This is a genomic window from Massilia varians (assembly GCF_027923905.1).
GTDB classification, from domain to species: Bacteria; Pseudomonadota; Gammaproteobacteria; order Burkholderiales; family Burkholderiaceae_D; genus Telluria; species Telluria varians_B.
Window position 1 is genome coordinate 2,535,649 of record NZ_AP026966.1, and the last position, 26,237, is coordinate 2,561,885.

The window sequence follows — 26,237 nt, forward strand, 5'->3', positions numbered from 1 at the left end:
GGTGTCCGCCGCTGTTGACCGTCCAGCTTTTCTTCGGACGAAAAAAAACGGAAGCGCTTGCGCGCTTCCGTCCGTCTATGTCAGCAGCTGAGGAACTCAGGCCTGCTTGGCTTTGCGGCGGCGTGCCAGGAAGCCCAGGATACCGAGACCGCCCAGCATCATGCCGTAGGTTTCCGGCTCCGGAACCGGGGCCAGCATCACGGCACCGCCGAACGAGGCGCCGGTATCCGACACCAGATTGCCGCTGACCTGCAGGTAGTAGTTACCGGCGGCCAGGTTGTTGCTGGAGATGCTCCAGACGTCCATTGCACCGCTCATCAGCGAGGTACCGGTGGTGATGAGCGTGTCGTCTTCGCCATACAGGGCCAGCCGGGTGATGTCCAGGCCCTCGCTTTCGCTACGGCTGATCGACGAGATGATCGCGTCCAGATTCATCGGCATGTCGCCTTCGACCGTGAAGGTGAAGCGGTCGGCGAAGGTATTGCCTCGGTTGTCAGCGGCAAAGGTGTCACCGAAGAAGGCGGTGTTGTCGATCAGATCGAGCGCCTGGGGGGAGTTGCCGATGACTTCCTGGGCCATGACGGCCGACGAGCCAAACGAAGCGGAAGCAAACACAATTGCAGCAATCAGAGATTTTTTCATTTCTTTCCTCGCATTAGAATCAGCCGCGTCCTGCAGCCTGGGTTTCACGTATCGGGGAACTTCATGCTATCAAAAGGGCAAAAAAAAGCACGTGGAAGTGTGATTGAACGTTCAATGCACGCTACATGTTCCGAATAACAAGAGATTTCTGCTCGGACATGCTTTCGGGCTTGGCTTCATAGGAGAACTCGTCTTTTCTAGCTTGATCAGTAGAAAAAATTTCTCAAGTTGCTGAAAATGTGTCGGTGCAGTCCTACAAAAATGGAAGGGGCTTTCTGGCGTCAAGTCCCCGCCATTTCAGTCCGGTTTAATGAACGAAGCGTAGAAATTAGTGCGTTTTAAGCTGCTTTTTGCTGAGTTACGCCGGCAGTGGAGCCGCGCTATGGCGGGCGCGCAAGAAGGCGCCGGGGAGAATAAGCCTACCGGAGTCGGAAAAGCGAGGAGGGACGGCGGAAAAGAAAAATGGCCCAGAATCGTTTCTGAGCCATTTAAGAAAAGTTGGCGCGGCTGGCAGGAATCGAACCCACGACCCCTTGGTTCGTAGCCAAGTACTCTATCCAGCTGAGCTACAGCCGCCCGAGGCACGCATTATAGCAGCATCGGATGATTTGGCAAATCCCCCGATTCGTGAACCCAAGCCCATCCGGAGTGATCCCCCCGGCCCCGTTGCGAGGTTCGGACGCCCGGTGAAGCGCGGCGGCCGCGGGGAGGGGAATCGAACTGCGATGCTGCGGGATGAATCTTCTCAAAGCCGTCTTAGAAGGCGCTTAAGGGTTAATGCCAGTCACTTAAGAGTCAGTGCCCACCCTACAATGATCGCTAACTGACTGGCATTAGCTTAAGGGTGGCGTAGCCGGGTGCAACGAAAAAAGGGACCAGATCTTTCAATCTGGTCCCTCATATTCTGGCGCGGCTGGCAGGAATCGAACCCACGACCCCTTGGTTCGTAGCCAAGTACTCTATCCAGCTGAGCTACAGCCGCCCGAGGCACGCATTATAGCAGGAGCTTCGCATATTGCAAAAGCCTTATTGGCATTCTCGCAAAGTCGGCGCTGGCGCGCCTGCGGCCGGACACGCAAGCTGCCGGGATGCCGGGTGCGTGAGGCCGGCTTGCAGCGAAACGCCGCCTTGCGCCCGCGCTTCCCGCACCGGACTCATCAAGGGTGGAGGCCGGCAGTACAACGAAAAAAGGGACCAGATCTTTCGATCTGGTCCCTCATATTCTGGCGCGGCTGGCAGGAATCGAACCCACGACCCCTTGGTTCGTAGCCAAGTACTCTATCCAGCTGAGCTACAGCCGCCCGAGGCACGCATTATAGCAGGAGCTTTGCCTATTGTGAAAGTCTTATTGGCATCCGCGCGCATCGCAGGCGCTGGTGGCAGGCAGTGACGTGTTGAATGTGCAGGGCGCCCCGCACGTGCGCGCCTGGCGGGAAAAGTTCCGGTAGGCGACATGGCCGTCGGTGACGAGGAGCACGTCCCGATCGCGTTTGGGAAGCCGGTGCCGGGTAAGCGAGCGCAAGCCATGCAGCAAGCGGGTGAAGCTTGTCGGCCGCATCGATCGTCCCGGCGATTCAGTCCAGCTTAGGCATCCACTCAGCCCGACAGTTCAATTTCCACACCTGGCGCGAACAGCGCCAACGAAAAAAGGGACCAGATCTTTCGATCTGGCCCCTCATATTCTGGCGCGGCTGGCAGGAATCGAACCCACGACCCCTTGGTTCGTAGCCAAGTACTCTATCCAGCTGAGCTACAGCCGCCCGAGGCACGCATTATAGCAGCGCCTCTTCGTTTCCGGAAGCCTCAATTTTTTTCCGTAGGCAAACTCCGCTCTGGTAGATTAGCCGGGTTGGAACCTGATGAGACACCTATGTTTGCCTGGAAGCCGGGGCCGCGCCTCGTGCTGGTCGCTGTATGCATGCTGTGCCTGTGGGCGGGCGGCGCCCTCGGCGCGGCCCGCAGCCTGCGCTTCGAACGCCTGTCGATCGAGCAGGGCCTGTCGCAGCAATCGGTGCTGACCGTCCTGCAGGACCGGCGCGGCTTCATGTGGTTCGGTACCCAGGCCGGCCTGAACCGCTTCGACGGCTACCGCTTCACGGTCTACCGCAACGACCCGAACGACCCCGCCAGCATTCCCGACAATTATGTGCTTGCCTCCTACGAGGACGAGCAGGGCAGGCTGTGGTTCGGCACCAAGGGCGGCCTGGCCCGCTTCGACCAGGCCACGGGCAGATTCATCCGCTTCGCGGCGCCCGAACCGGGCACGGCCTACGTCGGCAACCGGGCGGTGCTGGCGATCCAGCCGGCGCCGGGCGGCGGACTGTGGCTCGCCACCGGCGACGGCCTGCAGTATCTCGACCCCGCCAGCGGGCGCCTGCGCGCCTACCGCCACGACCCGGCCGATCCGCGCACCCTGCGCGACAACCGGGTGAATGCGCTGGCGCTGGACGGCCGCGGCCACCTGTGGATCGGCACCGCGGCAGGCCTGGACCGCCTGGTTCCGGGCGCCGACCGCTTCAAACACCATGATCTCGACCCCGACGACCTGCAGCGCAATGCCGTGCTGGCCCTGTCGATGGGGCCGCGCGATACGCTCTGGGTCGGCACCGCGGCCGGACTGGAGGCCTGGCGCCTGGGCGATGGCGCGGCCTTCGCGCAGCCACAGCGGCGCCGCATCGGCAGCCAGCAAGGCATGGAAGAGACGCGCATCAACGCGCTGTACCACGACCGCGGCAACACCTTGTGGGTCGGCACCGAACTGGAAGGGCTGAAGTGGCTGGATCCGGCGAGCGGGCGCTTCCTCAGCTACCGCAACGACCCGGCCGATCCGCACACGCTGTCCGACAACCAGGTCACCTCGATGCTGGTCGACCGCACCGGCACCCTGTGGGCGGGCACCCAGTTCGGCGGCGTCAGCCGCACCGACCTGGCCAGCGGCGGCTTCGGGCGCTATGGCGGCAACGAGGGACTGGGACGGGCCAAGGTGCGCGCCATCGCCGAGGCGCCGGACGGCGCGGTGTGGATCGGCACGACCGGCGACGGCCTGATGCGCATGACACGGCCGGGCGGGCGGATCGAGCGCATCGGCCAGGGCGAGCTGCCGGGCGAGGTCGTCAGTGCGCTGGCGCATGCGCGCGGACGCACCTGGATCGGCACCCCGACCGGCCTGGCCTGGCGCGATGCGGCCGGACGCTTCGGCCAGATCGGACTGGGCGCCAGTCCGGGCGCCAACTATGTCCAGGCGCTCCATGCCGGCCGCAGCGGCGCGCTGTGGATCGTCACGCGTGGCGGCCTGGCCGCGCTGCTGCCGGGCCAGGAAACGGTCCGCACATGGCGCCACAACCCCGACGACCCCGCCAGCCTGGGCGAGAACTACGGCTTCACGGCGCTGGAAGACCGCCGCGGGATCGTCTGGAGCGGCACCGAGACCGGGCTGGAACGCTACGACCCGGCGACCGGGCGCTTCACCCACTACCGCCCCGATCCGCGCAACCCGAACGGGCTGCGCCACGGACGCATCTATCACCTGATGGAGTCGGCGCGCGGCGAACTGTGGGTCGGCACCGCCGGCGGCCTGCACCGGATGGAAGCGGGCAAGGACGGGCCGCGCTTCCGTTTCTACCCGTTCAACAAGGGTCCGGAGGCGCTGCCGATCGGCGCCATGATCGAGGACGACCACGGTTTCGTCTGGGCCAGCACGACGGCCGGCATCACGCGCGTCGATCCCGCCACCGGCGCCACCAAGAACTACACGGCGAAGGACGGCCTGGTGGATGGCTCCTATTTCGTCGGCGCGGCCATGCGCGGACGCGACGGCCAGTTCTGGTTCGGCGGCACCACCGGCCTGACTTCCTTCCTGCCGGACGCGGTGCGCGACAACCCGTATGCCCCGGAAGTCGTGATCACCGACTTCCTGGTGCTGAACCGCTCGCGCGCCACGCCCAACTTCCACGCACAGTCGGCCCTCGCGCTGTCGCACCGCGACACCGTGTTCACGCTCGAATTCGCGGCGCTGCATTACGCCGACCCGGACGGCAACCGCTACGCCTACCAGCTCGAAGGCTTCGACCAGGACTGGGTCGACACCGACGCGCGGCGCCGCTACGCGACGTATACCAACCTCGACCCGGGAACCTATGTGTTCCGGGTCCGTGCCAGCAACAAGGACGGGCTCTGGAGCGCGCAGCCCGCCACGCTGACGATCACGATCACGCCGCCGTTCTGGAAAACCCCCTGGTTCCGTACGCTCGCCGTGCTGGCCCTGCTGGCGCTGTTCACCGCCGGCTACCGCCTGCGCGTGCGCGGCCTGGTGGCGCAGAAGCTGCTGCTGGAACACGAGGTGGGCGTGCGCACCGTCGAGCTGCGGCGCCAGAAGGAATCGGCCGAACTGCGCAAGCAGGAGGTCGAGCAGCAGAAGGAAGTGGTGGAGCAGGCGCACCGCAACATCGCGCTGCTGTCCGACATCGGGCGCGCGGTGACGGCCAACCTCGAGCTGGAAGCGATCATGCGCACGCTCTACGAGCAGGTGCATGCGCTGATGGACGCGAGCCTGTTCGCGGTGGTGCTGCGCCGTCCCGAGCGCGGCACCCTCGAATATGCCTATGCGGTGGTGGGCGGCGAGCGGCGCGAGGCCTTCGAACTGCCGGAAGACCCGGACCGCATCCTCGCCGCCTGGGCCATCGTGCGCGGGCGCGAGGTGCTGGCCGGCGCGCTTCCCCACGAGCTGCCGGACTACCTGCCGGCCTTGCCGCCCGAACGGGCCGTCGAGATTGCCTTGCCCTGCGCCCGGCGCGCCGGCATGGCGCCGCGCTCGCTGCTCCTGGTGCCGGTGCTGGTGGGCGAGCGCGTGCTGGGCGCGCTCACGGTGCAGAGCCCGGCCGCGCGCGCCTATGGCCAGGTGCACCTCGACATGCTCGAGACGCTGGCCGCCTACGTCGGGGTGGCGATCGACAATGCCAGCGCCTACCGCCAGCTCCAGGACACCCAGGCGCAGCTGGCCGCGCGCGAGAAGCTGGCCTCGCTCGGCTCGCTGGTCGCGGGCGTCGCCCACGAACTGAACACGCCGATCGGCAACAGCCTGCTGATGGCCAGCACGCTGCAGGAGAAAACCGGCGACATCGCGGCGCGCTTCGACGCGGCCAGCCTGCGCCGCTCCGACCTGGCCGACTACATGGCGGCCTCGCGCGAGGCTTCCAGCCTGATGGTGCGCAGCCTGCAGAACGCGGCGGAGCTGGTGAACAGCTTCCGGCAAGTGTCGGTGGACCAGGCCAGCGCCCAGCGGCGCCGCTTCGACCTGGCCCAGGCCTGCCAGGAGATCGTGGCGACCCTGATGAACACCGTGCGCCTGGCCGGGCACCGGCTTGAGCTTAGCGTGGCGCCGGGCATCGTGATGGACAGCTTCCCCGGCCCGCTCGGCCAGGTCGTGATCAACTTCGTCAACAACGCCTTGCTGCACGCCTTCGAGGGGCCGGGCGGGCGCATGGCGCTGGAGGCGGCCCTGCACGAGGGCGGGGTGCGCATCGTGTTCCGGGACGACGGGCGCGGCATCGCGCAGGGCGACCTGGCGCGCATCTTCGACCCCTTCTTCACCACGCGCATGGGACAGGGCGGCACCGGCCTGGGGCTGCACATCAGCTGGAACATCGTCACCACGCTGCTGGGCGGTTCGGTGCGGGTCGACAGCGCGCCGGGACAGGGCGCCGCCTTCATCCTCGACCTGCCGCTGCGCGCGCCGGACCCGCAGGCGGCCCAGGCGGCGCCTGAAGGCGTGACCGGGCCTTAGACCACGTTCGTCGGCCGGCCGGCGGCCCAGGCTTCGATGTTATCGACCAGCATGTCGGCCAGCGTCTGCATCGCCCCGCCGCTGGCCCAGGCCACGTGCGGGGTCAGGATGAAGTTCGGCAGGCGCAGGCGCAGCAAGGGGTTGTCGGGGGAGGGCGGCTCCTGGCTCAGCACGTCGAAGCCGGCGCCGCCGATACGGCCGTCCCGCAGGGCCGCGGCCAGCGCCGCCTCGTCCACCAGGCCGCCGCGCGCGGTGTTGATCAGGAGCGCATGCGGCTGCATGAGGCCAAGCTCGCGCGCGCCGATCAGGTGGCGCGTCGCGTCGGTCAGGGGCAGGTGCAGGCTGACGACGTCGGAACTGGCCAGCAGCTCGTCGAGCGGCAGTTCGGTCACGCCCGGCTCGGCCACCTTCGAGCGCGAGGTGGCCGCGATCTCCATGCCGAAGGCGCGCCCGAGCTGCGCCACCTTTTTCCCCAGTGCGCCGTAGCCGACGATGCCGAGGCGGCTGCCGGCCAGGTCGCCGATCGGGTGGTCCAGCAGGCAGAAGCGGGGCGATCGTTCCCAGCGCCCGGCCTCGACGTCGGCGACGTAGGCGCGCAGATTGCGGCGCAGCGCCAGCAGCAGGGTGAAGCAGTGCTCGGGCACCGACACCAGCGAGTAGTTGCGGATGTTAGACACCACGATGCCGCGCGCGCGGCAAGCCGCGAGGTCGACGTTGTCGGTCCCGGTGGCGGCGATGGCCACCATCCTCAGGTCCGGCAGCTGCTCGATGGCGGCGGCGCGCAGCGGCACCTTGTTGGTGATGGCCACGGTCGCGCCGGCCAGGCGTTGCACGACCTGGTCTTGCGCCGTGCCGGCGTGGTCCTGCCAGTCATGGTCGAAAGCGGGGGCGCGGACCCGGGCCTGCAGGCTGTCGCGGTCGAGGAAGACGATTCTGGGCATGGCGTGCTCGCGGGTGGGCAAAGCCCCATTGTAGACGCCATCGACACCTTCGCTGCGAATACGACAAAGGACAGGCGAACCTGTCCTTTGGATATGGTGGGGCCCGAGCGGCTTGCTTGTTATGTGCTGCTGGGCCTTCAACGGCTGCGCGGGCCAGCCGGTTGACCCGCTTACATTTGCTTACAAACGGGCACGGTTAGCTGGCGTACAGTCGCGCCAGCCAGGCGCGGCCTACACTGGCCGCACGACCCTAGCCGGGAGGTGCCCCATGCCAGACGCGCTCAAACTCTACAAGGCCAAGCGTAATTTCGACATCACGTCCGAGCCCCTTGACGGCGGCGCCCCCAGTACCGAGGCGCTGACCTTCGTCATCCAGAAACACTGGGCCTCGCGCCTGCATTACGATTTCCGGCTGGAACTCGACGGAACCATGAAGAGCTGGGCCGTCCCGAAAGGACCGAGCTACGACACCCACGACAAGCGCATGGCCGTGCATGTCGAGGACCACCCGATTTCCTATTCCGACTTCGAGGGCACGATTCCGCCCAAACAATATGGCGCGGGGAAGGTCATCATCTGGGACAAGGGCACCTGGGAGCCGATCGGCGACCCGCACGAAGGCTACCGCAAGGGCAACCTGAAGTTCGCCATCCACGGCCACAAGATGCACGGGCGCTGGGTGCTGGTGCGCATGAAGGGACGGGGCAACGACAAGCAGGAACCCTGGCTCCTGATCAAGGAGAACGACGAGCACGCCCGGCCGGCCGAGGAATTCTCGGTGGTGGACGAGATGCCCGACAGCGTCAAGGACCTGCCGATGCCGGAGCGCGCGCGCGGCAAGGTGGCCGCCTTGAAGGCCGAGGCCGGACTCGATACGAAAGACGCGCAAGATGCGCCCAAGCCGGCGCGCAAGCGGACGGCTGCCGCCAAGCCCGCGGCAAAGACCGCGGCCAAGGCCGCCGCAACATCGGCGGACAAGTCCACGCGCGCCAAAAAGGCCGCGCCACCCAGCCTGCCGGAAGGCGTGGTCGAGGCGGCCCTGCCTGAAGCTTTCACGCCCGAACTGGCGACCCTGGTCGACGGCCCGCCGCCCGACCCCGAGAACTGGATCTTCGAGGTCAAGTTCGACGGCTACCGCATGCTGGCGCGGATCGAGCAGGGCAAGGTGCGCTTGATCACGCGTAACGCCAACGACTGGACCGACAAGCTGGCGCCGCTGCGCGAGGAAATCGAGCGCGCCCGGCTGCCGGACGGCTGGTACGACGGCGAGATCGTGGTCCACGACGAGAACGGCAAGCCGAACTTCGGCCTGCTGCAGCTGGCCTTCGATGGCGTGCGCACCGCCGACATCGTGTACTTCCTGTTCGATGCGCCTTATTGCAACGGCTACGACCTGCGCAACGTGCCCCTGGTCGAGCGCCGCGCCGCGCTGGAGCAGATCCTCAGGAAGGCCAAGTCCGACAAGCTGCGCTTCTCGAGCGAGTTCGGGAGCAACCCGGACGAGCTGGTGGTGGCCGCCTGCAAGATCGGGCTGGAGGGCGTGATCGGCAAGCGCCGCGATTCGCGCTACGTGTCGCGCCGCTCGCCGGAGTGGATCAAGCTCAAGTGCGGCCTGCGCCAGGAATTCGTGATCGGCGGATATACCGATCCCAAGGGTTCGCGCAAGGGCGTCGGCTCGCTGCTGCTGGGGACCTACGACCGCGAGGGCATGCTGCGCTACGCGGGCAATGTGGGCTCCGGCTTCAACCACGCTACGCTGATGGACATCAAGGAGCGCCTCGAAGCGCTGCGTACCGACCAAAGCCCGTTCCCGCCGCGCGCGGTGCCGGGACGCCAGCATCACTGGGTCAAGCCGGTGCTGGTGGCCGAGGTGAGCTTCTCGGAATGGACCAATACCGGTTCGGTGCGCCATCCGGTGTTCCAGGGCCTGCGCCAGGACAAGCCGGCCAAGGGCATCACGCGCGAGGAGCCGCGCCACATCGAGGACATCGAGGCGGGCAAGGCGCGGACCGAGACGCCCGACGAACCGGTGTCGCCGCCGCCGGCCGGACTGCACCGCAAGCTGCCGGAGACGCTGCGCGTGACCAATCCGGAGCGGGTGGTCGACCCCTCGACCGGCATCACCAAGCTCGACATCATCCGCTACTACGCGCTGGTGGGCGAGCTGATGATGGAGCACCTCAAGCGCCGTCCGCTGACCCTGGTGCGCGCGCCCGCCGGCATCGGCGCGGAACTGGTGTACCAGAAGCATGCCGACGTGAAGAAGCTGCCGGGCGTGAAGCAGATGGACCAGGCCCTGGACCCGGACAACCCGCCGATGCTGGAGATCGCCGGCGTGGAGGGCATCCTGTCGCTGGCGCAGTGGAACGCGATCGAGCTGCACACCCAGAACGCGGTGGCCAGGAGCTACGAGACGCCGGACCGCATGGTGTTCGACCTCGATCCGGGCGAAGGCGTGGAGTGGAAGCAGATGCAGGAAGCGGCGCAGGTCATGCATGCCTTCCTCGACGAACTGGGGCTGCCGGCTTTCCTCAAAACCAGCGGCGGCAAGGGCCTGCACGTGGTGGTGCCGGTGAAACCGGAATACGGCTGGGATACCGTGAAAGCCTTCTCGCAGGCCATCGTGCGCCACCTGGCGGCGACGCTGCCGGAGCGCTTCGCCTTCAAGAGCGGCGCCAAGAACCGGGTCGGCAAGATCTTCATCGACTACCTGCGCAACGGCCGCGGCGCCACCACCATCAGCGCCTGGGCGGCGCGCGCCCGGCCCGGGCTGGGCATCTCGGTGCCGCTGGCCTGGGACGAGCTGGACAAGCTCAAGTCGAGCGCGCAGTGGACGGTGGCGAACGTGCACACGCGGCTGGACAAGGGGAACGAGCCCTGGGCGGGCTATGCGAAAGCCGCGAAAGGGCTCACCAAGGCGATGAAGATCCTCGGCTTCGATGAATAGGACACCGGGAACGGTGCCGCCGCACCGTTCCCGATCGCGATACCGGATTTAGTCGGCCTTGCGTCCCAGCGCCTGGAGCGATGCCCGCACGCCCCGGCCGTAGGCCGGATCCGCCTTGTCGAACTGGCGCAACTGGCGCTGCAGGATGTCCTCGTCCACCTGGACCAGCGCACCCGCGAGGTTGTCGCACAGCGCCTGGCGCTCCTCCTGCGTCATCAGGCGGAACAGATTGCCGGGCTGGGTGTAATCGTCTTCCTGGCCGCGGAAATCGAAACGCCCGGCATCGCCCTCGAGCGGCAGGCCCGTTTCCCCGTGTCCCATGCCCTGCGCCCCGCGGCCGGCGGCGTCGATGGTGGCGTAGTTGCGCGCCGCGCCGCCGTTGGCGATGGCCATGTGGCCGTCGCGCTGCTGGTTGTGGAAGGGGCAGCGCGGAGCATTCACTGGCAGGTGCTGGTGATTGGTCCCGACCCGGTACAACTGGGCGTCATGGTAGGCGAACAGGCGGCCCTGCAGCATCTTGTCGGGCGAGTAGCCCAGGCCCGGCACCACATTGGCGGGGGAGAACGCGGCTTGTTCGACTTCGGCGTGGTAGTTGTCCGGATTGCGGTTCAGCTCCAGTACGCCTACCTGCAGCAAGGGGAAATCGCCGTGCGGCCAGACCTTGGTCAGGTCGAAGGGGTTCCAGCCGGTGCGGCGCGACCAGTCTTCCAGCTGGGCGCTGGTGGCGACCTGGATCTTGACGTCCCACTGCGGGAAATCCCCCTTGGCGATGGCGCCGAATAGGTCGCGCTGGGCGAAATCCGGATCGGCGCCGCCCAGGCGGACCGCGTCAAGCGCCGTCAGGTTCCTGATCCCCTGGCGGGTCTTGAAGTGCCACTTCACGTAGACCCGCTCGCCGGCCTCGTTGATCATGCTGTAGGTATGGCTGCCGAAGCCGTCCATATGGCGGTAGCCGTCCGGGGTGCCGCGGCTCGAGAACAGGATCGTCACCTGGTGCAGGCTCTCCGGTGCATGGCTCCAGAAGTCGAACATCATGTTGGCCGACTTCAGGTTGGTCTGCGGGTCGCGCTTCTGGGTGTGGATGAAATCCGGAAAGTTGATCGGATCCTTGATGAAGAACACCGGCGTGTTGTTGCCGACCAGGTCCCAGTTGCCTTCCTCGGTATAGAAACGCAGCGCAAAGCCGCGCGGGTCGCGCTCGCTGTCGGCGCTGCCTTTCTCGCCGCCGACGGTCGAGAACCGCAGGAACACCGGGGTGGTCTTGCCGACCTCCGAGAACAATCTGGCCTTGGTGAAGGGGCGCAGGTCATGCGTGACGGTGAAGGTGCCATAGGCGCCAGAACCCTTGGCGTGCACCACGCGCTCGGGAATGCGCTCGCGGTTGAAGTGCTGCAGCTTTTCGATCAGGTGGAAGTCTTGCAGCAGCAGCGGGCCGCGCGGACCGGCGCTGAGCGAATTCTGGTTGTCGGCGACCGGGATGCCGGAAGCGGTGGTAAGGCGGGGCTGGCTCATCGGGAATCTCCTCGTTGTGTGTCAATAGGGAGATTCTATGGCTCTACGGGTAATTAATAAATTTGATTAATTGAATCGCGGCGATAGCTTTTCATAATCCCGTCTTCGCCGGCGGCGCGTTGTCGTCCTCGCGCTTGTCCGAGCGGATCTCAGGGAGGCGGTCGACCGCGATCAAGCCTTCGGCCGCGGCGTGGGACGCGGCAAACACGCTGTCCGGCGACAGCATCAACTGGGTGCCGGTGGCGCTGACCTCGTCGATCAGGCGGTCGAGCGCGTCGATGCGCGAGGGGTCGGGATTGACGTTGCGGATGTAGATCATTTTCACGGCGCCCGGGTGGCGGCGCACCACCTCGGCGTAGATCTCCGGATCCTGTTCGCCGCTGTCGCCGATCAGCACGAACTGCATGTCCGGATAGAAATCCAGAATGCGCTCGATTTGCGCAAGCTTGTGGTTGCCGTGCTCGTTGATCTTGAGTACCTGGCGCACGCTCAGCTCGCGCAGCAGCAGGGGACCCAGCGGGACGTCCTGCAGCTTCAGGAAGTCGACCAGCGGCCCGAACAAGTGCCAGGGGCTGCTCGAGACATAGAACAGGGGATTGTCCTCGCTGCCGCCCACGCCGTCGCGCAGGGCCCGGTAGAAAGCGGCCACGCCCTTGAAGGGCTTGCGCGTATGGTGGTTGGTGCGGGCCAGCATCAGCGCCATGTTCAGCTTGTTGGTGACATTGGTCCAGAGGACGGTGTCGTCGATGTCGCTGATGATGCCGAAACGCGCGTCTGCGGCGGGGACCCGGATCTCGGCGCTGGCGCGCAGCGGCTGCCCGTCCGGCTGCACATTGTCGGGAAATTCGAGTTCGACCACATGCCAGCCGCCGCCGAGCGGGACATCGGGTGCGAAGTCGAAGGAAAAATAGCCGCCGCCGTCGGTGCGGGTCTCGACGACGCTGCCGGCGAAGCGGGCCAGCACGCGCGCGCCGGCCACTTCGTCCGATTCGAGGCGGCGGTACAGGGCCACCAGGTTCTGCCAGCCGCTGTCGGTGCCGCTCTGTTCGCGGAACGCCGCTTCATCCAGCAGGCGGCCCTTGAGCCATACGCGCCCGGCATTGCCGAAGCCGAGGTAGGGCACGGCCATCAGGCGCCGGCCGCGCTCCGGCGCGGTAAGGCGGCGCAGGGCGGCAGTGGCAAAGCCGCCGGCCGTGCGCGCCAGCCGCTGGCGCAGCGGCGTCGCCGGCGTGATCTCCCGTCCGGCTTCCTGCAGCCGCTCGCCGGCCCTGGCCGCGCCGGCGGCGCGCGGCGCGCCGCGTTCGACCCAAACGCTGCCGCGCGTGTTGCGCGTCAGGAGCAGGGCCTGCTGCACCTGCTGGGGTTGCATCGGGTCGACCGGCGTGGCCATCACGTGCACCGCCGTGCCCATCTCGCGCAGCCGCGCGATGTCGGTTTCCGAGAGCAGGCCGGGATTCAGGAACAGGCTTGCCTTGCCGAGATCGACCCTGGCGGCGATGTCGTCGAAGCCGGCGCGGGTCAGGACAAGGAAGGGCATGGCGCTGTCTGGCATGGTCGATTCGAAGGTGGTCGAGATATGCCTAGTATCGCCCAAGGGCGCGCAAGGGCACGCACGCTTTCCGCCTGGATGCCCGTGTAAGGTGCCGGCACATTGTCGCGTTCGTGAATTGCTTTGCAGTGGCATTAAAATATGCTATTGAGTAGCAATTGTCGTGCTATCCTGTTTCCGCTGCCGTGCTTCGCCGCTCGAACTGTTGGTCCACAATCCAGGGGAAACCATGAAAAGAATCGTCAGTGCGATCGCCGTGTTACTGGTGCTGGGCGTGTTCTGGCTGGCGTTCAAGCCACGGCCGGATGCGACGGTCGATGCTGCGATGCGTTCCGCGACGATCGACAATCTGCTGGCAAAGCTGAACGATCACTATGTCTTTCCCGACAAGGCCAGGCAAATGCAGGCGGTCCTGCGCGAGCGTGCGCAGGCGGGGAGATACGATGGAATCAGGAACGGTTATCGGCTGGCGCAGCAGCTCACGACCGATCTCCATGGCATCGGCAAGGACCTGCACCTGCAGGTGCGGTTCGCTCCCGGATTGGATCTGACCGACCAAGCGGAAGGGCCGGCGCCGGCGACACAAGCGCAGTGGGAGCAGCGCACCCATTTTTTCGAGCGCCTGATGATGCGCCACACCGCAGCCCGCGAGGTGAAGAAGGTCGGCCGCCTCGGTCACAATGTCGGCTACCTGAACATGTCCAGTTTCCCCGATGCCTTCCCAGTCGCCGACAGGCTTGGGGCAGCAATGAATGAACTCGCCGACACCGAGGGCCTCATCGTGGACTTGCGCCAGAACCGCGGCGGCGATCCGCAAACCGTGGTCCTCTTGATCAGCTATTTCGTCGACCGGCCGACACGCCTCAACGACATCTGGGATCGCGCAAGCGGCACCAGCGTCCAGCATTGGACGCACGACCGGCTCGACGGCAAACGCTATGGCGGCACGAAGCCGGTCATGATCCTGGTCGGTCCGCGCACCGGGTCCGCCGCGGAAGACTTTGCCTACACGATGCAGGCCCTCAAACGCGCCACGGTCGTCGGCGAGCGGACCTGGGGCGGCGCCCACCCCACGCGTTTCTACCGGATTGGCGAGCATTTTTTCGTACAGATGCCCAACCAGCGCAGCATCAGTCCCATTACCGGCACCAACTGGGAAGGAACAGGCGTCACGCCGGATATCGCCGCGACGCCGGACCAGGCGCTGGCGGTGGCGGGGAAGCTGATGCGGCGCCGGCTCCAGGGCGGCGCCCCGCTTGTCGCTGCCGCACCCTGATCGGCCGACCCGGGACGACCGGCCTCAGGATTCGTTCTTGAAGATCCCGCGGATGTTCATGGCCATCAGCGCCGCCTGCAGCACAATCAGAGCCCAGGCCTCGTCGTGGATGCCCCACACGATCCACAAGACGTTACTGAGGATGAACATGGAAAAGCCGAACACGCGCCGCTCGGCGCGCTTGGAGCCGATCAGGTAGGCCGCGAACAGGGTGACCAGCATCGCCGGCCACTGGAGGAAGTCGATGAGTTCATCCATCCTTCACGCCGCCTTCCTGCGGCGCGGGGCGGCCGTCGATGCTGCGCCGCTCGACTTGGCGGCGGTCCTCTTCGCCGCCGGCTTGGCGGCGGCTTTGGCGGCGGTCTTGCGCTTCGGCGCCGCGCCGCTGGCGGCGACACGGTCGGTGCCGTGGGCGGCGGCCTTGCGCGCGCGCGCGGGCGGGGCCTCGTCTTCGTCCGCGTCCTCGGCGGCGGGACGGCGTTTTCTGGTCGGCGGCGGCTCGTCGTCGTCCTCGTCGTCGGCCGCGGCCTTGCCGGGCTTCTTGCCCAGGCTGGCCTGCAGCAGCGAGACCAGGTCGATGACCTTGCCGGTCTCGCGCTTCGGTTCGCCCGGCTCGGGCATGGTGATGGTCTTGGTCTGGTGCGCCTTGACCTTCTTCTCGATCAGGGCCATGACGTCCTCGCGGTAGGTGTCGTGGTACTGCTCGGGGTCCCAGTCCTCGGCCATGCCCTGCACGAGGGCCATCGCCATCTTGAGTTCCTTGTCGGTGATGGCGGCCTTCTTGTCGTCGGCGGTGGGAATCTTGAGGTCGCCCGCATCGCGGATCTCGTCGGCGTAGCGCAAGGTGTTCATGACGATGGTATCGCCCACGCATACCAGCGCCGCCAGGTGCTGCTTGACGCGGATGACCACGCGCGCGATGCCGATCTTGCCCGCCTTGCGCAGGGTTTCGCGCAGCAGGGCGTAGACCTTGTCGCCGCCCTTGCCGGGGGCGAGGTAGTAGGGCTGCTCGAAGTAGAGCAGCGAGACGTCCTCGGCATCGACGAAGGCGAGGATGTCGATGGTCTGGGTCGCCTCCGGGTTGGCGCGCCGCAGGTCCTCGTCGGACAGCACCACGTATTCGCCGCTGGTGTACTCGTAGCCCTTGACGATGTCGTCCCAGGAGACTTCCTTGCCGTTGCCCTTGTTGTAGCGCTTGAAGCCGACCGGCGAGAAATCGCGCCGGTCGAGCATGGTCAGGTCGAGCCCCTTGTTGTCGACCGCCGGATACATATCGACGGGGATGTGCACCAGTCCGAAGCTGATCGCACCCTTCCACATGCTGCGCGGCATATCGTCTTCCTCCTATCGTCGCCTGTTGCGTCGCGTGTTTCGTCGCTTATTCGCCGACCTTGCCGGTGACCGGCAGGATCACCCCCGTGATGTAGCCCGAGCACACCGGCGAAGCCAGGAACACGTAGGCCGGCGACAGTTCCTCGGGCTGGGCGGGGCGCTTGAAGGTGGTGCTGGCGCCGAATTCCTTGATGTCCTCGGGCGACTGGTCGGCCGGGTTCAAGGGGGTCCAGACCGGGCCCGGGGCCACGCAGTTGACGCGGATGCCCTGGTCGATCACGCTGGCCGCGAGCGACATCGTGAAGGCGTGGATCGCGCCCTTGGTGGCGGAATAGTCGAGCAGCTTCTTGGAGCCCTTCAGGCCGGTCACCGAACCGGTGTTGATGATCGACGAACCCTCCTTGAGGTGGGGCAGGGCCGCGCGCGCCATGTGGAAGTAGCCGTAGATGTTGGTGCGGAAGGTCTCGTCCAGGCGCTCCTCGGTGATGTCCAGCAGTGAGCCGGCATGCTCCTGGAAGGCCGCGTTGTTGACCAGGACGTCGAGGCGCCCGAATTGCGCGACCACCTTCTCGACCGCCTCATTGCAGAAGGCGGCGTCCTTGACGTCGCCCGCGATGGTAATGCAGCGCCGGCCTTCCGCCTCGATGCAGCGCCTGGTTTCCTCGGCGTCCTCGTGCTCGTTCAGGTACATCACGGCCACGTCGGCGCCTTCGCGCGCGAACAGCACCGCGACCGCACGCCCGATGCCGGAGTCGGCCCCGGTGACGATGGCGCTCATTCCCTCGAGCTTGCCGCTGCCCTTGTATTGCTCGGCCATGAACTTCGGCTTCATTTCCATCCGGGCCTCGATGCCCGGCTTGGCGAGGTGCTGCTCGGGCATCGGCGGGGCCGGCTGCTGGACGCCGGTCTGCACCGCCTCCTCGTTCTCCGCCTTCTGCATGCTGCCGTCCTTCTGGTCCTGGCGGCTCTGGATCGCCTTCTGCTTCTTTGCCACGTCATCCTGGTGTGCCATCGCGTACTCCCGTGAACGTTCAATCGACCCGTAGAGTATCGGTGCGTCCTTCCTTGCCGGACGGTGCGCTCCCACACACTCGCGGACAATTCTTTACCATGCTTGCCATGGCTTTATGGCAAACTTGCCATCGCATTTCCGACACTGGCTAGCCAGGAAACATAAGGAGCAAGGGATGTCTCAGCAGGAAGGCGCGCAGCAAGGCTGCAGCGCCCTGTTCGTCAATCCGGCCGCGCCGCGCCGCGCCGCGTTCCAGCTCGCCTGCGCCGGCCTGTTCTCCGCCTTGCGCATGGCCGACGGCGCCGAGCAGGCCCGCGCCATGCTGGCGGCGCAGCCTGCCGACGTGCTGGTGCTCGACCTCGAATGCTGCGAGATCGGGATCGACCTGCCGGCGCTCGGCCGCCTGGTGGCGCAGCGCGCGGGCGGGCCGGTGCTGGTCCTGTGCCCCTTCGCCGATGCGCGCTGGCTGCCCGCCCTGATGGCCCATGGCCCGCTGGCCTACGTGATCAAGCCCCTGGCCCCCGCAGACCTGCGCCGCGAGGTCGCCGCGGGATTACGCGCCGCCTTGTCGCCGCCGGCCGCGGCCGGACCGGTGGAAGCGGAACTGGCGGCCCTGCTGGCGCTGCGCAGCAGGGCCCAGCAGGCGCTGGCCGAGGCCGAGGACAGCATCCGATTCGGCGAGCGCCTGTGCCTGGCCCTGCTGGACTGGCCCGGCGTGGTGCACGCCGCGCTGTTCGTGCGCCATGCGAATGGCGACGTGCGGCTGGAAGCGCAGCATGGGCGCTGCGGACTGGATCTGGCCGCGGTGCTGGGGCGCACCGAGCGCCTGCTGGAGTCGCCCCTGCGCCATGCCTTTCCCGGACTGCTGGCCGCCAGCGGCGCGACCGTGCTGCTCGACGCCCTCGACAAGGCCGGCGAGCCGGTGCTCGCGCAGGCCCTGCGCGCCGGGGGCGTGGAGATGGTGCTCGGGGCGCCGGTGCCGGCATCCGGGCCGGGCGCGCCGCGCGGCGCCCTGTGCCTGCTGTTCGGGAAAGCGCGCCCGCTCTCGGGCGCCCAGATGGCGGCGCTGGACGACCTGGCGCAATTGGCCGCCTTCGGCCTGCGTATGGCGGAACTGATGCGCGAGAGCGAGGAGCTGCTCGGCCGGGTCACCCAGCTGGCGACCCTTGACGCCCTGACCGGCGTGGCGAACCGCCGCCATGGCGAGTAGCTGATGGAACAGGAGGTCAAGCGCGCGCGCCGCTACCGCACGCCGCTGGCCCTGATCGCCTTCGACATCGACCGCTTCCGCAACGTCAACGACGCCTACGGCCACCCGGTGGGGGACATCGCGCTGCGCACCGTCGCCGACACCGCGCGCGCCCTGCTGCGCGCGAGCGATGTGCTGGTGCGCTCGGGCGGCGAGGAGTTTCAGGTGATTGCGCCGCACACCAGCGCCATCGACGGCCTGAAGATGGCCGAGAAGCTGCGCGCGGCCATCGAGGCCGCCGAGATCCCGGGCTGCGACCATGTGACGGTCAGCCTGGGCGTGGCGCAGCTCGGCGAGCTGGAAAACGGCGATTCGCTGGCGGTGCGCGTGAACGCCGCGCTGGCGCGCGCCAAGCGGGCAGGGCGCAATTGCGTCGAACTGGCGATGCAGTAGGCCCCATGTTACGCTAGCGGCTTTTCTTTCAGGCAATACCCTATGCTTCAATGGCTGCAGCATTACCGGCGTTCGATGCTGCCGGGCGACATCAGCGCCGGCATCGTCGTGGCGATGATGATGATCCCGCAGGGCATGGCCTATGCCCTGGTGGCGGGCCTGCCGCCGGTGGCCGGGATCTACGCTAGCATCGTGCCGCCGCTGCTGTACGCACTGTTCGGCACCAGCAGCACCCAGTCGGTCGGCCCGATGGCGATCATCTCCCTGATGACGGCCTCCAGCCTGGCGCCGCTGGCGACGCCCGGCAGCGCGCTCTACGGCGTGCTGGCTGCCCAACTGGCGCTGCTCTCGGGCGCGGTGCTGCTGGCCTGCGGCCTGCTGCGCATCGGTTTCCTGGCCAACTTCTTTTCCCGTCCGGTGATGAGCGGCTTCACGATCGGCTCGGCGCTCCTGATCGCCTGGGGCCAGCTGCGCCCGCTCCTGGGCACGATGCCGCCGGCCGTCCATTGGCCGAGCGCGGCGCTGGGGCTGGGCGCGCTGGCGCTGCTGGTCTGGGCGCGGCACTACATGGCCGGCGCCCTGCGCCGCGCCGGGCTGCCGCCGGTGGCGGCCGACATCGGCGCCAAGCTGGCGCCGATGCTGGTGGTGATCGGCGCGACCGCGCTGGTGCCGCTGCTGAATCTGCAGGCGCTCGGCGTGGCCACCACCGGTTCGGTGCCGGCCGGGCTGCCGGGGCTGAACCTGGCGACGTCAGGCGCACACTGGCAGGCCTTGCTGCAGCCGGCCCTCCTGATCGGCTTCATGGTCTTCCTGATCAGCATGTCGGGCGCGCAGACGCTGGCGCTCAAGCGCGGCGAGAAGCTGGGCAGCAACCGCGAACTGGTAGGGCTGGGCGCGGCCAACATCGGCAGCGCGCTCAGCGGCGGCTTTCCGGTGACGGGCAGCATGTCGCGCTCGGCGGTCAACTTCGCCGCCGGCGCCAACACCCAGCTGGCCAGCATCATCACGGCCGCGCTGCTGGCGCTCGCCCTGGTGGCCCCGACCGGCTGGCTGGCGCTGCTGCCGCTGCCGGTGCTGGCCGCGACCATCATCGTGGCGGTGCTCGGCATGCTCGACCTGGACACCCTGAGCACCTCCTGGCGCTACGACCGCGCCGACGCGGCGGCGCTGCTGGCCACCGGCGCCGGGGTGCTGGCGCTGGGCGTGGAAGCGGGCGTGGTGGTGGGCGTGGCCTTGTCGATGGGGGCGCTGATCTGGCGCGCCAGCCGTCCCCACATCGCCGTGCTGGGCCGCATCGCCGGCACCGAACACTTCCGCAACGTGGACCGCTATTCGGCCGAGACCGCGCCGGGCCTCCTGATGCTGCGCGTGGACGCCGGACTGTTCTTCGGGAACGTCGAGGCGGTGAACGAGCGCATCGAGGACGAACTGGCGGAACGTCCCGACACGCGCCACCTGGTGCTGGTGCTGTCGGCGGTGAACGCCATCGACACCTCGGCCCTGTTCGGGCTGGAGGAGCTGAACGCCTCGCTGCGCCAGCGCGGGGTGCTGCTGCACCTGGCCGAAGTGAAGGGGCCCGTGATGGACCGGCTCAAGCACAGCAGCTTGCTGCAGGCCCTGGGTGGGCGCCTGTTCCTGAGCGCCGCCATGGCCTGGGATGAACTGGCGCCGGCAAGCAAACCCTGAGCTGCGTGGAACCAACGCTGTATTGACGCCGGCTTGCCCGGCCATTAGGATTGATTCGGCGCAAAACATAAGAACGTGCGGCGGGCCTGGGCCACGATCCGCACAAGCCGAACAATAAAGGGCAGGGATGACCCGACAAGAGACGCCGGCGGCCCGTGCCGCCGCTCGCAGGGCAGGTGCGGCCATCGCACTGGCCACGCTGGCTGCCGCGCCGCTCCAGGCGGCCGAGTTCACGGCCAGCGGCCGCCTCATGGCCGGCAACGTCTACCGGGTCGAGGACCGCTCCCCGCATCTGCTCGCCGGCGTGAACGCCGCCGCGGTCGGCCTGGTCGGCCATGGCAGCGGCGGCAACGCGGACGACGCCAATACCAATTACGCCAGGGGCGAGGCCGCCTCGCGCGCGGTCCGGGCGCTGTTCGAGCTGGCGGCAAGCGAGGGCGACTGGTCGGGACAGCTGCGCCTCAAGGCCTGGCACGATGCCGGGCTGGCGGGCGACGCGCGGCCCTGGGGCAGCGTGGCCAACGGCTACAGCGCCGGCGCGCCGCTGTCGGACCGGGGAGCGCCGCGGCTGTCGCGCTTTTCCGGCATCGCCCTGCTCGACGCCTGGGTACAGGGCAAGGCCCGGCTTGCGGGGATGCCCGTGCTGGGGCGGGTCGGCCAGCAGTCCACGGCCTGGGGCGCGCGCTCGATGAGCCCGGGCGGGCTGGAGGCGCTCAATCCGCGCGACATGGCCGCGCTGCACCGCGCGGCGCCGGTCCCGGGCGAGGCCGTGGTGCCGCGCCCGCTGCTGTTCGGGCGCATCGAGCCTCCTGCCGGCCACCTGCCCGGGCTGGCGCTGGAAGCCTATTACCAGACCAGCTTCCGTCCGTCCGCGCTCGACGCCTGCGGCAGCCTATGGTCGATGAGCGACTACCTGGTGGACGGCTGCGACCGGGTCATGACGGGTTATCCGGCGGTCAGCGACCGCGCGCGCATCCCGCTCGGGGCTTACCAGAAACGGCTGCCGACCCCGAAGCCGCAGGCGCGCGAATTCGGCGTCGGCGCCACCTGGCGGTTTGACGACGCCACCGAGTTCGGCCTGTACCACGCCCGCTACAATGCGCGCAGCGCGCTGCCCGGCCTGCGCCGCTCGTCGCGCCCGGACGGCCGGGCGCTGGTGCCGGGCGACCCGGACGGACGCAACATGGCCTACTTCACCGAATACCCCGAAGGCCTGCGCATCACGGCGGCGACCTTCCGGCACAAGCGCGCCGGCGCCAGCCTGCACGGCGAACTCTCGTACCGCCCTGCGCAGCCCTTCATGCTGGCGCCGGGCGACGTGCTGCCATCCTTCATGAGCGCCGGCACGCCATCGCTGCTGCGCGCGCGCGCCGATGCGGTGGCGCCGGGAGCGCTCTTCCACGGCTACGACCTGTATCCGATGTGGCAGGCCCAGGCCGGGGTGCGCCGTGAATGGACCATGGCCGGCGCGCAGCTGTCGTTCGACGCGGAAGCGGTGGGCAAGCATGCGCGCGGCCTGCCGGATCCTGCGGTGCTGCGCTACGGACGCGCCGACATTTTCGGGATCGGCCCGGTCGGCGGGCGCTGCGTGGTGAGCACGGACGATGCCGCGCGCCAGTGCAGCCTGCGCGGCTACGCTACGGCGCATGCCTGGGGCTACCGGCTGCGCCTGGATGCGCGGCTGCCGCAGCCCGCGCCGGCGCTGGCGCTCAGCGCCGGCCTGCTGTTCGTGCACGACGTGAAAGGATGGTCGGGCGACCTGCTGCTGAGCGAGGGGCGCAAGTCCGCCAACCTCGCGCTGCGCTTCGAGTACCGGCAGCGCTACCTGGCGGAGCTGGGCTACCAGGGCTCGTGGGGTGGGGAGTACAACGCGGCGGCGGACCGCGATACCGCCTCGGTGGCGATCGGGCTGCGTTTTTAGCAGTTCAGGCGCGCCGGCGCTGGGGTGCGGACGGGTCGCGCGGCGGCGCCAGTTTGATCGGCGCGGCCTGGTCGGGATAGAGCGCCTGGCGGCCCTCGTAGACGGCGGCGATGGCCGCCATGTCCTGGTCGGGGTCGCCGCTCGGCTTCAAGGTATGGACCACGCTGAGCACCTTGGCGCGGTAGTCGATGTAGACCAGCAGCAGCGGCACGTCGGCGGTGGTGGCCAGGTGGTAGAAACTGCTCTTCCAGTGCGGGCGGTAGCTGCGCGTGCCTTCCGGGGTGATGCCGATCCAGCACCAGGGCGAGGCGAGCATGGTCTGGGCCAGCTGGCGGGTGGCGCCCATCGAGGCGCGGCGGTCGACGGCGATGCCGCCCCAGTAGCGCATGATGGCGCCCATCGGGCCGCGGAACAGCGAATCCTTGGCCAGCCAGCGGAATTTCAGGCCGAGCGCCCATTTGCCCAGCAGGCCGACCAGGAAATCCCAGTTCGAGGTATGCGGATAGACCACGGCGATCCCGTGCGGACCGGGGAGGGGCTTGAAGTGCAGCTGCCAGCCGGCCAGGTTCAGCAGGCGAAGCGCGGTGCGCTGGCCCCAGGTAGGAAGTGCTGCGGGGCGCAGCAGGTGCTCGCTCATCGATTCTCCGTCGCGGTTCAAACGCTTTTCTTTGGGCAGGTTTTGTGTTCTGCCGGAAAAATAAGCGTCGAATTCTATAGCGAGGCGGGGCGCGGAACAAGCGAAAAAGCTGGTCGCGGACTGGCGCTGTGGTTATGATGCCGCTACCTTTTCATCAATATTGACGAGCATTTAACAGATGGATATCACGATTTACCATAATCCTCGCTGCGGCACGTCGCGCAACACCCTGGCGGCGATCCGCGAGGCCGGCCATGAACCGCAGGTCGTCGAGTACCTGGCGGCGGCGCCGTCGCGCGAACAGCTCGCGGCGATGATCGCGGCCGCCGGCCTGAGCCCACGCGAGGCCGTGCGCAGCAAGGAAGCCCTGTTCGCCGAACTCGGACTGGACCAGCCCGGTGTCGACGACCATGCCTTGCTCGATGCGATGGCCGCGCACCCGGTCCTGATCAACCGCCCGTTCGTGGTCACGCCCAAGGGCGTGCGCCTGTGCCGCCCGTTCGAGCTGGTGCGGGAGATTCTGTAAGCGCAGGCCGGTAAGCCCTTATTGGCTGCCCGGCGCGGGCCCGCCGGTCGGTTCCGTCTCGGTATAGGGCACGGCGCCGATATCGATCTGGCTGCGCGGCCGCAGGGCGACCGCGTCGCCGGCATCCTCCGGCAGGCCTTTGCCGATCGCCGGAGAGCCCGGCTGGAGCCGGAAGTCGGGCGTGGCGAGCGCGCGGCTGTAGTCGGCGAACAGCGGCGCGGCGGCCACGGTGCCGCTGTGCCGGCGTCCCGCCGACAGCTTCCAGTCGCCGCCCGCGTTCTGGTACACCAGGTTGTTGCGGTAGCTGATGTTGTTGCCGGTGGCGCCCTGTTCCAGGATGCCGTGGCCGTTGTCGTAGACGATGTTGTTCGCCGTGTGCGTGTGGTCGTTGGGGCCCGTGCTGTGATAGAAGTCGCCGCCGCCGACCACGATGCCGGTGCCGCAGCCGACCACCGTGTTGCCGCGGATCGTCACGTGGCTGGCGTCGTGCCACAGGTGGATGCCGGCGCCCGAGGTCCGGTAGATGATGTTGTCGCGCACGCTGGCCGTGGTGCTGACGTAGATGCCGTGCATGTAGCGGCACTCGGGCGGGCCGATGTCGTGCACGTTGTTGCCGACCACCTCGGCGTCCTTGCCCTTGTAGTAGCTGTCGACGCCGATGCCGGCCCCGCCCTTGGCCTCGCAGGGCACGTCGTTGCCGATGTGGTGGATGTGGTTGTGGTGGATGCCGTTGTGCGAGCCGCCGTTGTAGATGCCGCTCAGCCATTTCATGCCGCTCTGGTACTGGCCGCCGTCGATCTCGAAGCCGATGATGTCGAGGTAGTTGGCGCGGTTGTCCCAGGCCGCCGGCTGGCGCGAGTCGAGCGGCGGCACCAGGCGCGCGCCGCCGCGCTCGGTCGATTCGAACACGATGCGCGCCTCCGCGGTGCCGTGGGTATTGGTGCGCACGCCGCCGAAGTAGGTGCCGGGGGCGACGTGCACCGTGGTGCCGGGCGTGACCGCCTGGGCGGCACGGGCCAGCGTGCGGAAGGGCTCGTCGCGCGTGCCCGGGTTGCTGTCCGAGCCGGACGGCGCCACGTACAGGTGCGTGCGCACCAGTTCGGGAATCACCAGGTCTTCCTGGCCGGGTTCGCGCAGGCGACAGCCGGACAGCAGCATGGCGCTCAGCAGGAGCAGGAGCAGGGCGGCCAGCAGCGGACGTTGAGCGGACCAGGCGGCGAACGGGTAAGGGCGCATCTCTCTCTCGTGGCAGCGGACGTGACCGGATCAGTTTGACCCAGCACAAGCGGGAGGGAGGCCGGTTGTCTCAATGTCTACCTTGAGGGTGGTCAACACGTTGCGTCGCTGCTTAGCTCGCGGGCCGCGCCCGGCGCCGCATCACGCCGTGCGCGCGAGGGCCGGCATGTAGGTGTCGATGAACTCGGCCGGCATGCGGCGCGCCCGGCCGCTGCTGATCTCGATGCAGACCAGGTCCCAGCGCCCGCGCAGGACGGTGGCGCCGTCGCTGTCGCGCACCAGCTGGAAGCGCCGTTCCATCGCCAGCCTGCCGTCGCCCGCGACCAGCCAGGTGGCCAGGGTCAGGGACTCGCCCAGCAGGGTCGGCAGCAGGTAGTCGTATTCTCCGCGCCGGATCGCCATCGCGCGGTCGAGGCGGCGGTAATCGTCCAGCGACAGGCCGAGCCGCTGCGAATGGGCCCAGCCTGCCTGCTCGCACCAGCGCACGTAGACGGCATTGTTAGTGTGGTTCAGGCCGTCGATGTCGCCGGCCTCCGGCGTGACGCGCAGGGTGAAGGGGTGTGGGTAGTCCCAATCCAAATGTGGCCTCGTGAAGGAAGTGGCGGTTCGAGCGGCTGGCAGCCGCGACACCGCCATTGTACGGCTCCTGGTCCGGCCGGCTGTCTTGACGCTTCACGCGTCCCAATCGAGCTCGACCAGCAGTGCCTGGTGGTCCGAGCCCTGCTCGCTGGCGTCCACCCGCAGGCGCCGCACGCGCCCGGCCAGGTCGGCGCTGGCGAACACGTAGTCGAAGGTGAAGGGCGCCGAGGCATCCGGACTGGCGTCGTGCAGGCCGACGGTGGGCGCATGGCGCCGTCCCGGCTGGACCAGCTGCCAGCAGTCGCGCCAGGGGTGGACGCCATCGCCCGAGGGCGCTAGCAGGCGCTGGTGTTCGGGCGAGCCGGGCAGCATGTTGAAGTCGCCCGCCAGCAGGGCCGGCATGGCGCGCGGCGGCACCGCGAAGGGCCCGCGGCCCGGGGCCGGCGGATTGGCCGCATGCAGGCTGGCTTCGCGGTGCAGTTCGCGCAGGCGCTCGACCTGGGCCATGCGCTGGCGTTGCGAGAAGTATTCGAGGTGCACGGCCAGCACGCGCAGCAGCCCGCCGGGCGCGGCCACCGTCAGTTCGAGCGCGGTGCGCGGCATGCTCATCACCTCCGGATCGGCCGGCCAGGGCAGCGAATGGCGCAGGGCCTGCAGCACCGGATGACGCGAGAACACCATCATGCCGAAACGGCGCCGTGGCGCCTGGGCGGCGGCGTCGTTGGCGGTGTCGCAGGCGATGGCCTCGAAGCCGGTATAGCCGGGCAGGCGTTCGCGCAGCATGGCGAACTGGTCTTCGCCGCCGGCGGTATAGCCGCTCGAAACTTCTTGCACACAAAGCATGTCAAAACTACAAAAGCGGTCGAGGCATGCGATGATACGGTCGAGGTCGGTCTTGCCCTCGGGGCTGCGGCCGGACTGGATATTCCAGGTGACGAGCTTGAACATGGCGGTCCTTTCAGTGGACCCACAGGCTAACCGCCGGGCCACACCCGACGTTTGAACAAGGTCAGGCGT

General features: G+C 67.9%; 19 protein-coding genes and 4 tRNA genes. 8 read left to right on the forward strand and 15 right to left on the reverse strand.

Going from position 1 to position 26,237, the window contains the following annotated elements; all coding sequences use genetic code 11:
- Positions 1 to 96: 96 nt before the first annotated feature.
- From MasN3_RS11525 to MasN3_RS11545, 5 genes are all read right to left on the reverse strand, one after another.
- Complete coding sequence (locus MasN3_RS11525; protein WP_281914209.1) at positions 97 to 642, reverse strand: FxDxF family PEP-CTERM protein; 546 nt, start codon at positions 640 to 642, stop codon at positions 97 to 99.
- 499 nt (positions 643 to 1,141) lie between these two features.
- Positions 1,142 to 1,218, reverse strand: a tRNA-Arg gene (locus MasN3_RS11530).
- A gap of 329 nt (positions 1,219 to 1,547) precedes the next feature.
- Positions 1,548 to 1,624, reverse strand: a tRNA-Arg gene (locus tag MasN3_RS11535).
- 242 nt (positions 1,625 to 1,866) lie between these two features.
- Positions 1,867 to 1,943, reverse strand: a tRNA-Arg gene (locus MasN3_RS11540).
- Positions 1,944 to 2,325: 382 nt separating this feature from the next.
- Positions 2,326 to 2,402 (reverse strand) — tRNA-Arg (locus tag MasN3_RS11545).
- A 110-nt stretch (positions 2,403 to 2,512) separates the two neighbouring features.
- On the opposite strand from MasN3_RS11545, the gene MasN3_RS11550 reads away from it, so the two are divergent.
- Entirely contained in the window at positions 2,513 to 6,424 is a 3,912-nt protein-coding gene (locus MasN3_RS11550; protein WP_281914210.1) for a two-component regulator propeller domain-containing protein, read from the forward strand.
- Here MasN3_RS11550 and MasN3_RS11555 read toward each other — a convergent pair.
- Complete coding sequence (locus MasN3_RS11555; protein WP_281914211.1) at positions 6,421 to 7,365, reverse strand: D-2-hydroxyacid dehydrogenase; 945 nt, start codon at positions 7,363 to 7,365, stop codon at positions 6,421 to 6,423. The genes MasN3_RS11550 and MasN3_RS11555 overlap by 4 nt on opposite strands.
- Before the next feature lie 268 nt (positions 7,366 to 7,633).
- On the opposite strand from MasN3_RS11555, the gene ligD reads away from it, so the two are divergent.
- Positions 7,634 to 10,312 (forward strand): DNA ligase D, encoded by a 2,679-nt coding sequence (gene ligD, locus MasN3_RS11560; protein WP_281914212.1) that lies wholly within the window; start codon positions 7,634 to 7,636, stop codon positions 10,310 to 10,312.
- 48 nt (positions 10,313 to 10,360) lie between these two features.
- Here ligD and MasN3_RS11565 read toward each other — a convergent pair whose 3' ends face one another.
- Together MasN3_RS11565 and MasN3_RS11570 are read right to left on the reverse strand one after the other, a co-directional pair.
- Complete coding sequence (locus MasN3_RS11565) at positions 10,361 to 11,824, reverse strand: catalase (protein WP_281914213.1); 1,464 nt, start codon at positions 11,822 to 11,824, stop codon at positions 10,361 to 10,363.
- Positions 11,825 to 11,915: 91 nt separating this feature from the next.
- Positions 11,916 to 13,376 (reverse strand): App1 family protein, encoded by a 1,461-nt coding sequence (locus MasN3_RS11570; protein ID WP_281914214.1) that lies wholly within the window; start codon positions 13,374 to 13,376, stop codon positions 11,916 to 11,918.
- Between the two features lie 226 nt (positions 13,377 to 13,602).
- Here MasN3_RS11570 and MasN3_RS11575 point away from each other — a divergent pair, with 226 nt between their 5' ends.
- Positions 13,603 to 14,649: a S41 family peptidase gene (locus tag MasN3_RS11575; protein WP_281914215.1), complete on the forward strand. Its 1,047-nt coding sequence runs from the start codon at positions 13,603 to 13,605 to the stop codon at positions 14,647 to 14,649.
- 24 nt (positions 14,650 to 14,673) lie between these two features.
- Here MasN3_RS11575 and MasN3_RS11580 read toward each other — a convergent pair whose 3' ends face one another.
- From MasN3_RS11580 to MasN3_RS11590, 3 genes are read right to left on the reverse strand one after another with little or no spacing between them, the layout of a single operon-like run.
- The gene (locus MasN3_RS11580) at positions 14,674 to 14,907 is read right to left on the reverse strand and encodes a hypothetical protein (protein WP_281914216.1); all 234 of its coding nucleotides are present in this window, start codon (positions 14,905 to 14,907) and stop codon (positions 14,674 to 14,676) included.
- A 3-nt stretch (positions 14,908 to 14,910) separates the two neighbouring features.
- On the reverse strand, positions 14,911 to 15,981 hold the full coding sequence (ku, locus tag MasN3_RS11585; protein ID WP_281914218.1) for a non-homologous end joining protein Ku: 1,071 nt from the start codon (positions 15,979 to 15,981) through the stop codon (positions 14,911 to 14,913).
- A gap of 46 nt (positions 15,982 to 16,027) precedes the next feature.
- Positions 16,028 to 16,993 carry an SDR family oxidoreductase gene (locus MasN3_RS11590; RefSeq protein WP_281914219.1) on the reverse strand — a complete coding sequence of 322 codons (966 nt, stop codon included), beginning with the start codon at positions 16,991 to 16,993 and terminating at the stop codon, positions 16,028 to 16,030.
- Between the two features lie 175 nt (positions 16,994 to 17,168).
- Here MasN3_RS11590 and MasN3_RS11595 point away from each other — a divergent pair, with 175 nt between their 5' ends.
- The 4 genes from MasN3_RS11595 (at position 17,169) to MasN3_RS11610 (ending at position 22,242) form a co-directional block, all read left to right on the forward strand.
- The gene (locus MasN3_RS11595) at positions 17,169 to 18,203 is read left to right on the forward strand and encodes a GGDEF domain-containing protein (protein ID WP_281914220.1); all 1,035 of its coding nucleotides are present in this window, start codon (positions 17,169 to 17,171) and stop codon (positions 18,201 to 18,203) included.
- 3 nt (positions 18,204 to 18,206) lie between these two features.
- Positions 18,207 to 18,635 (forward strand): GGDEF domain-containing protein, encoded by a 429-nt coding sequence (locus MasN3_RS11600; protein ID WP_281914221.1) that lies wholly within the window; start codon positions 18,207 to 18,209, stop codon positions 18,633 to 18,635.
- Between the two features lie 42 nt (positions 18,636 to 18,677).
- Positions 18,678 to 20,321 carry a SulP family inorganic anion transporter gene (locus tag MasN3_RS11605; protein ID WP_281914222.1) on the forward strand — a complete coding sequence of 548 codons (1,644 nt, stop codon included), beginning with the start codon at positions 18,678 to 18,680 and terminating at the stop codon, positions 20,319 to 20,321.
- A gap of 127 nt (positions 20,322 to 20,448) precedes the next feature.
- Entirely contained in the window at positions 20,449 to 22,242 is a 1,794-nt protein-coding gene (locus MasN3_RS11610; protein ID WP_281914224.1) for a DUF1302 domain-containing protein, read from the forward strand.
- A gap of 4 nt (positions 22,243 to 22,246) precedes the next feature.
- Here MasN3_RS11610 and MasN3_RS11615 read toward each other — a convergent pair whose 3' ends face one another.
- Positions 22,247 to 22,879, reverse strand: coding sequence for a 1-acyl-sn-glycerol-3-phosphate acyltransferase (locus MasN3_RS11615; RefSeq protein ID WP_281914225.1), 633 nt, complete (start codon positions 22,877 to 22,879; stop codon positions 22,247 to 22,249).
- Positions 22,880 to 23,057: 178 nt separating this feature from the next.
- On the opposite strand from MasN3_RS11615, the gene arsC reads away from it, so the two are divergent.
- On the forward strand, positions 23,058 to 23,405 hold the full coding sequence (arsC, locus tag MasN3_RS11620) for an arsenate reductase (glutaredoxin) (RefSeq protein ID WP_307730416.1): 348 nt from the start codon (positions 23,058 to 23,060) through the stop codon (positions 23,403 to 23,405).
- 18 nt (positions 23,406 to 23,423) lie between these two features.
- On the opposite strand, the gene MasN3_RS11625 is transcribed toward arsC, so the two are convergent.
- From MasN3_RS11625 to MasN3_RS11635, 3 genes are all read right to left on the reverse strand, one after another.
- Positions 23,424 to 24,641 carry a right-handed parallel beta-helix repeat-containing protein gene (locus MasN3_RS11625; RefSeq protein ID WP_281914227.1) on the reverse strand — a complete coding sequence of 406 codons (1,218 nt, stop codon included), beginning with the start codon at positions 24,639 to 24,641 and terminating at the stop codon, positions 23,424 to 23,426.
- 141 nt (positions 24,642 to 24,782) lie between these two features.
- The gene (locus MasN3_RS11630; protein ID WP_281914228.1) at positions 24,783 to 25,220 is read right to left on the reverse strand and encodes an acyl-CoA thioesterase; all 438 of its coding nucleotides are present in this window, start codon (positions 25,218 to 25,220) and stop codon (positions 24,783 to 24,785) included.
- A 93-nt stretch (positions 25,221 to 25,313) separates the two neighbouring features.
- A complete protein-coding gene (locus MasN3_RS11635; RefSeq protein WP_281914229.1) occupies positions 25,314 to 26,168 on the reverse strand; it encodes an endonuclease/exonuclease/phosphatase family protein in 855 nt (284 codons plus the stop codon).
- Positions 26,169 to 26,237: the final 69 nt, after the last annotated feature.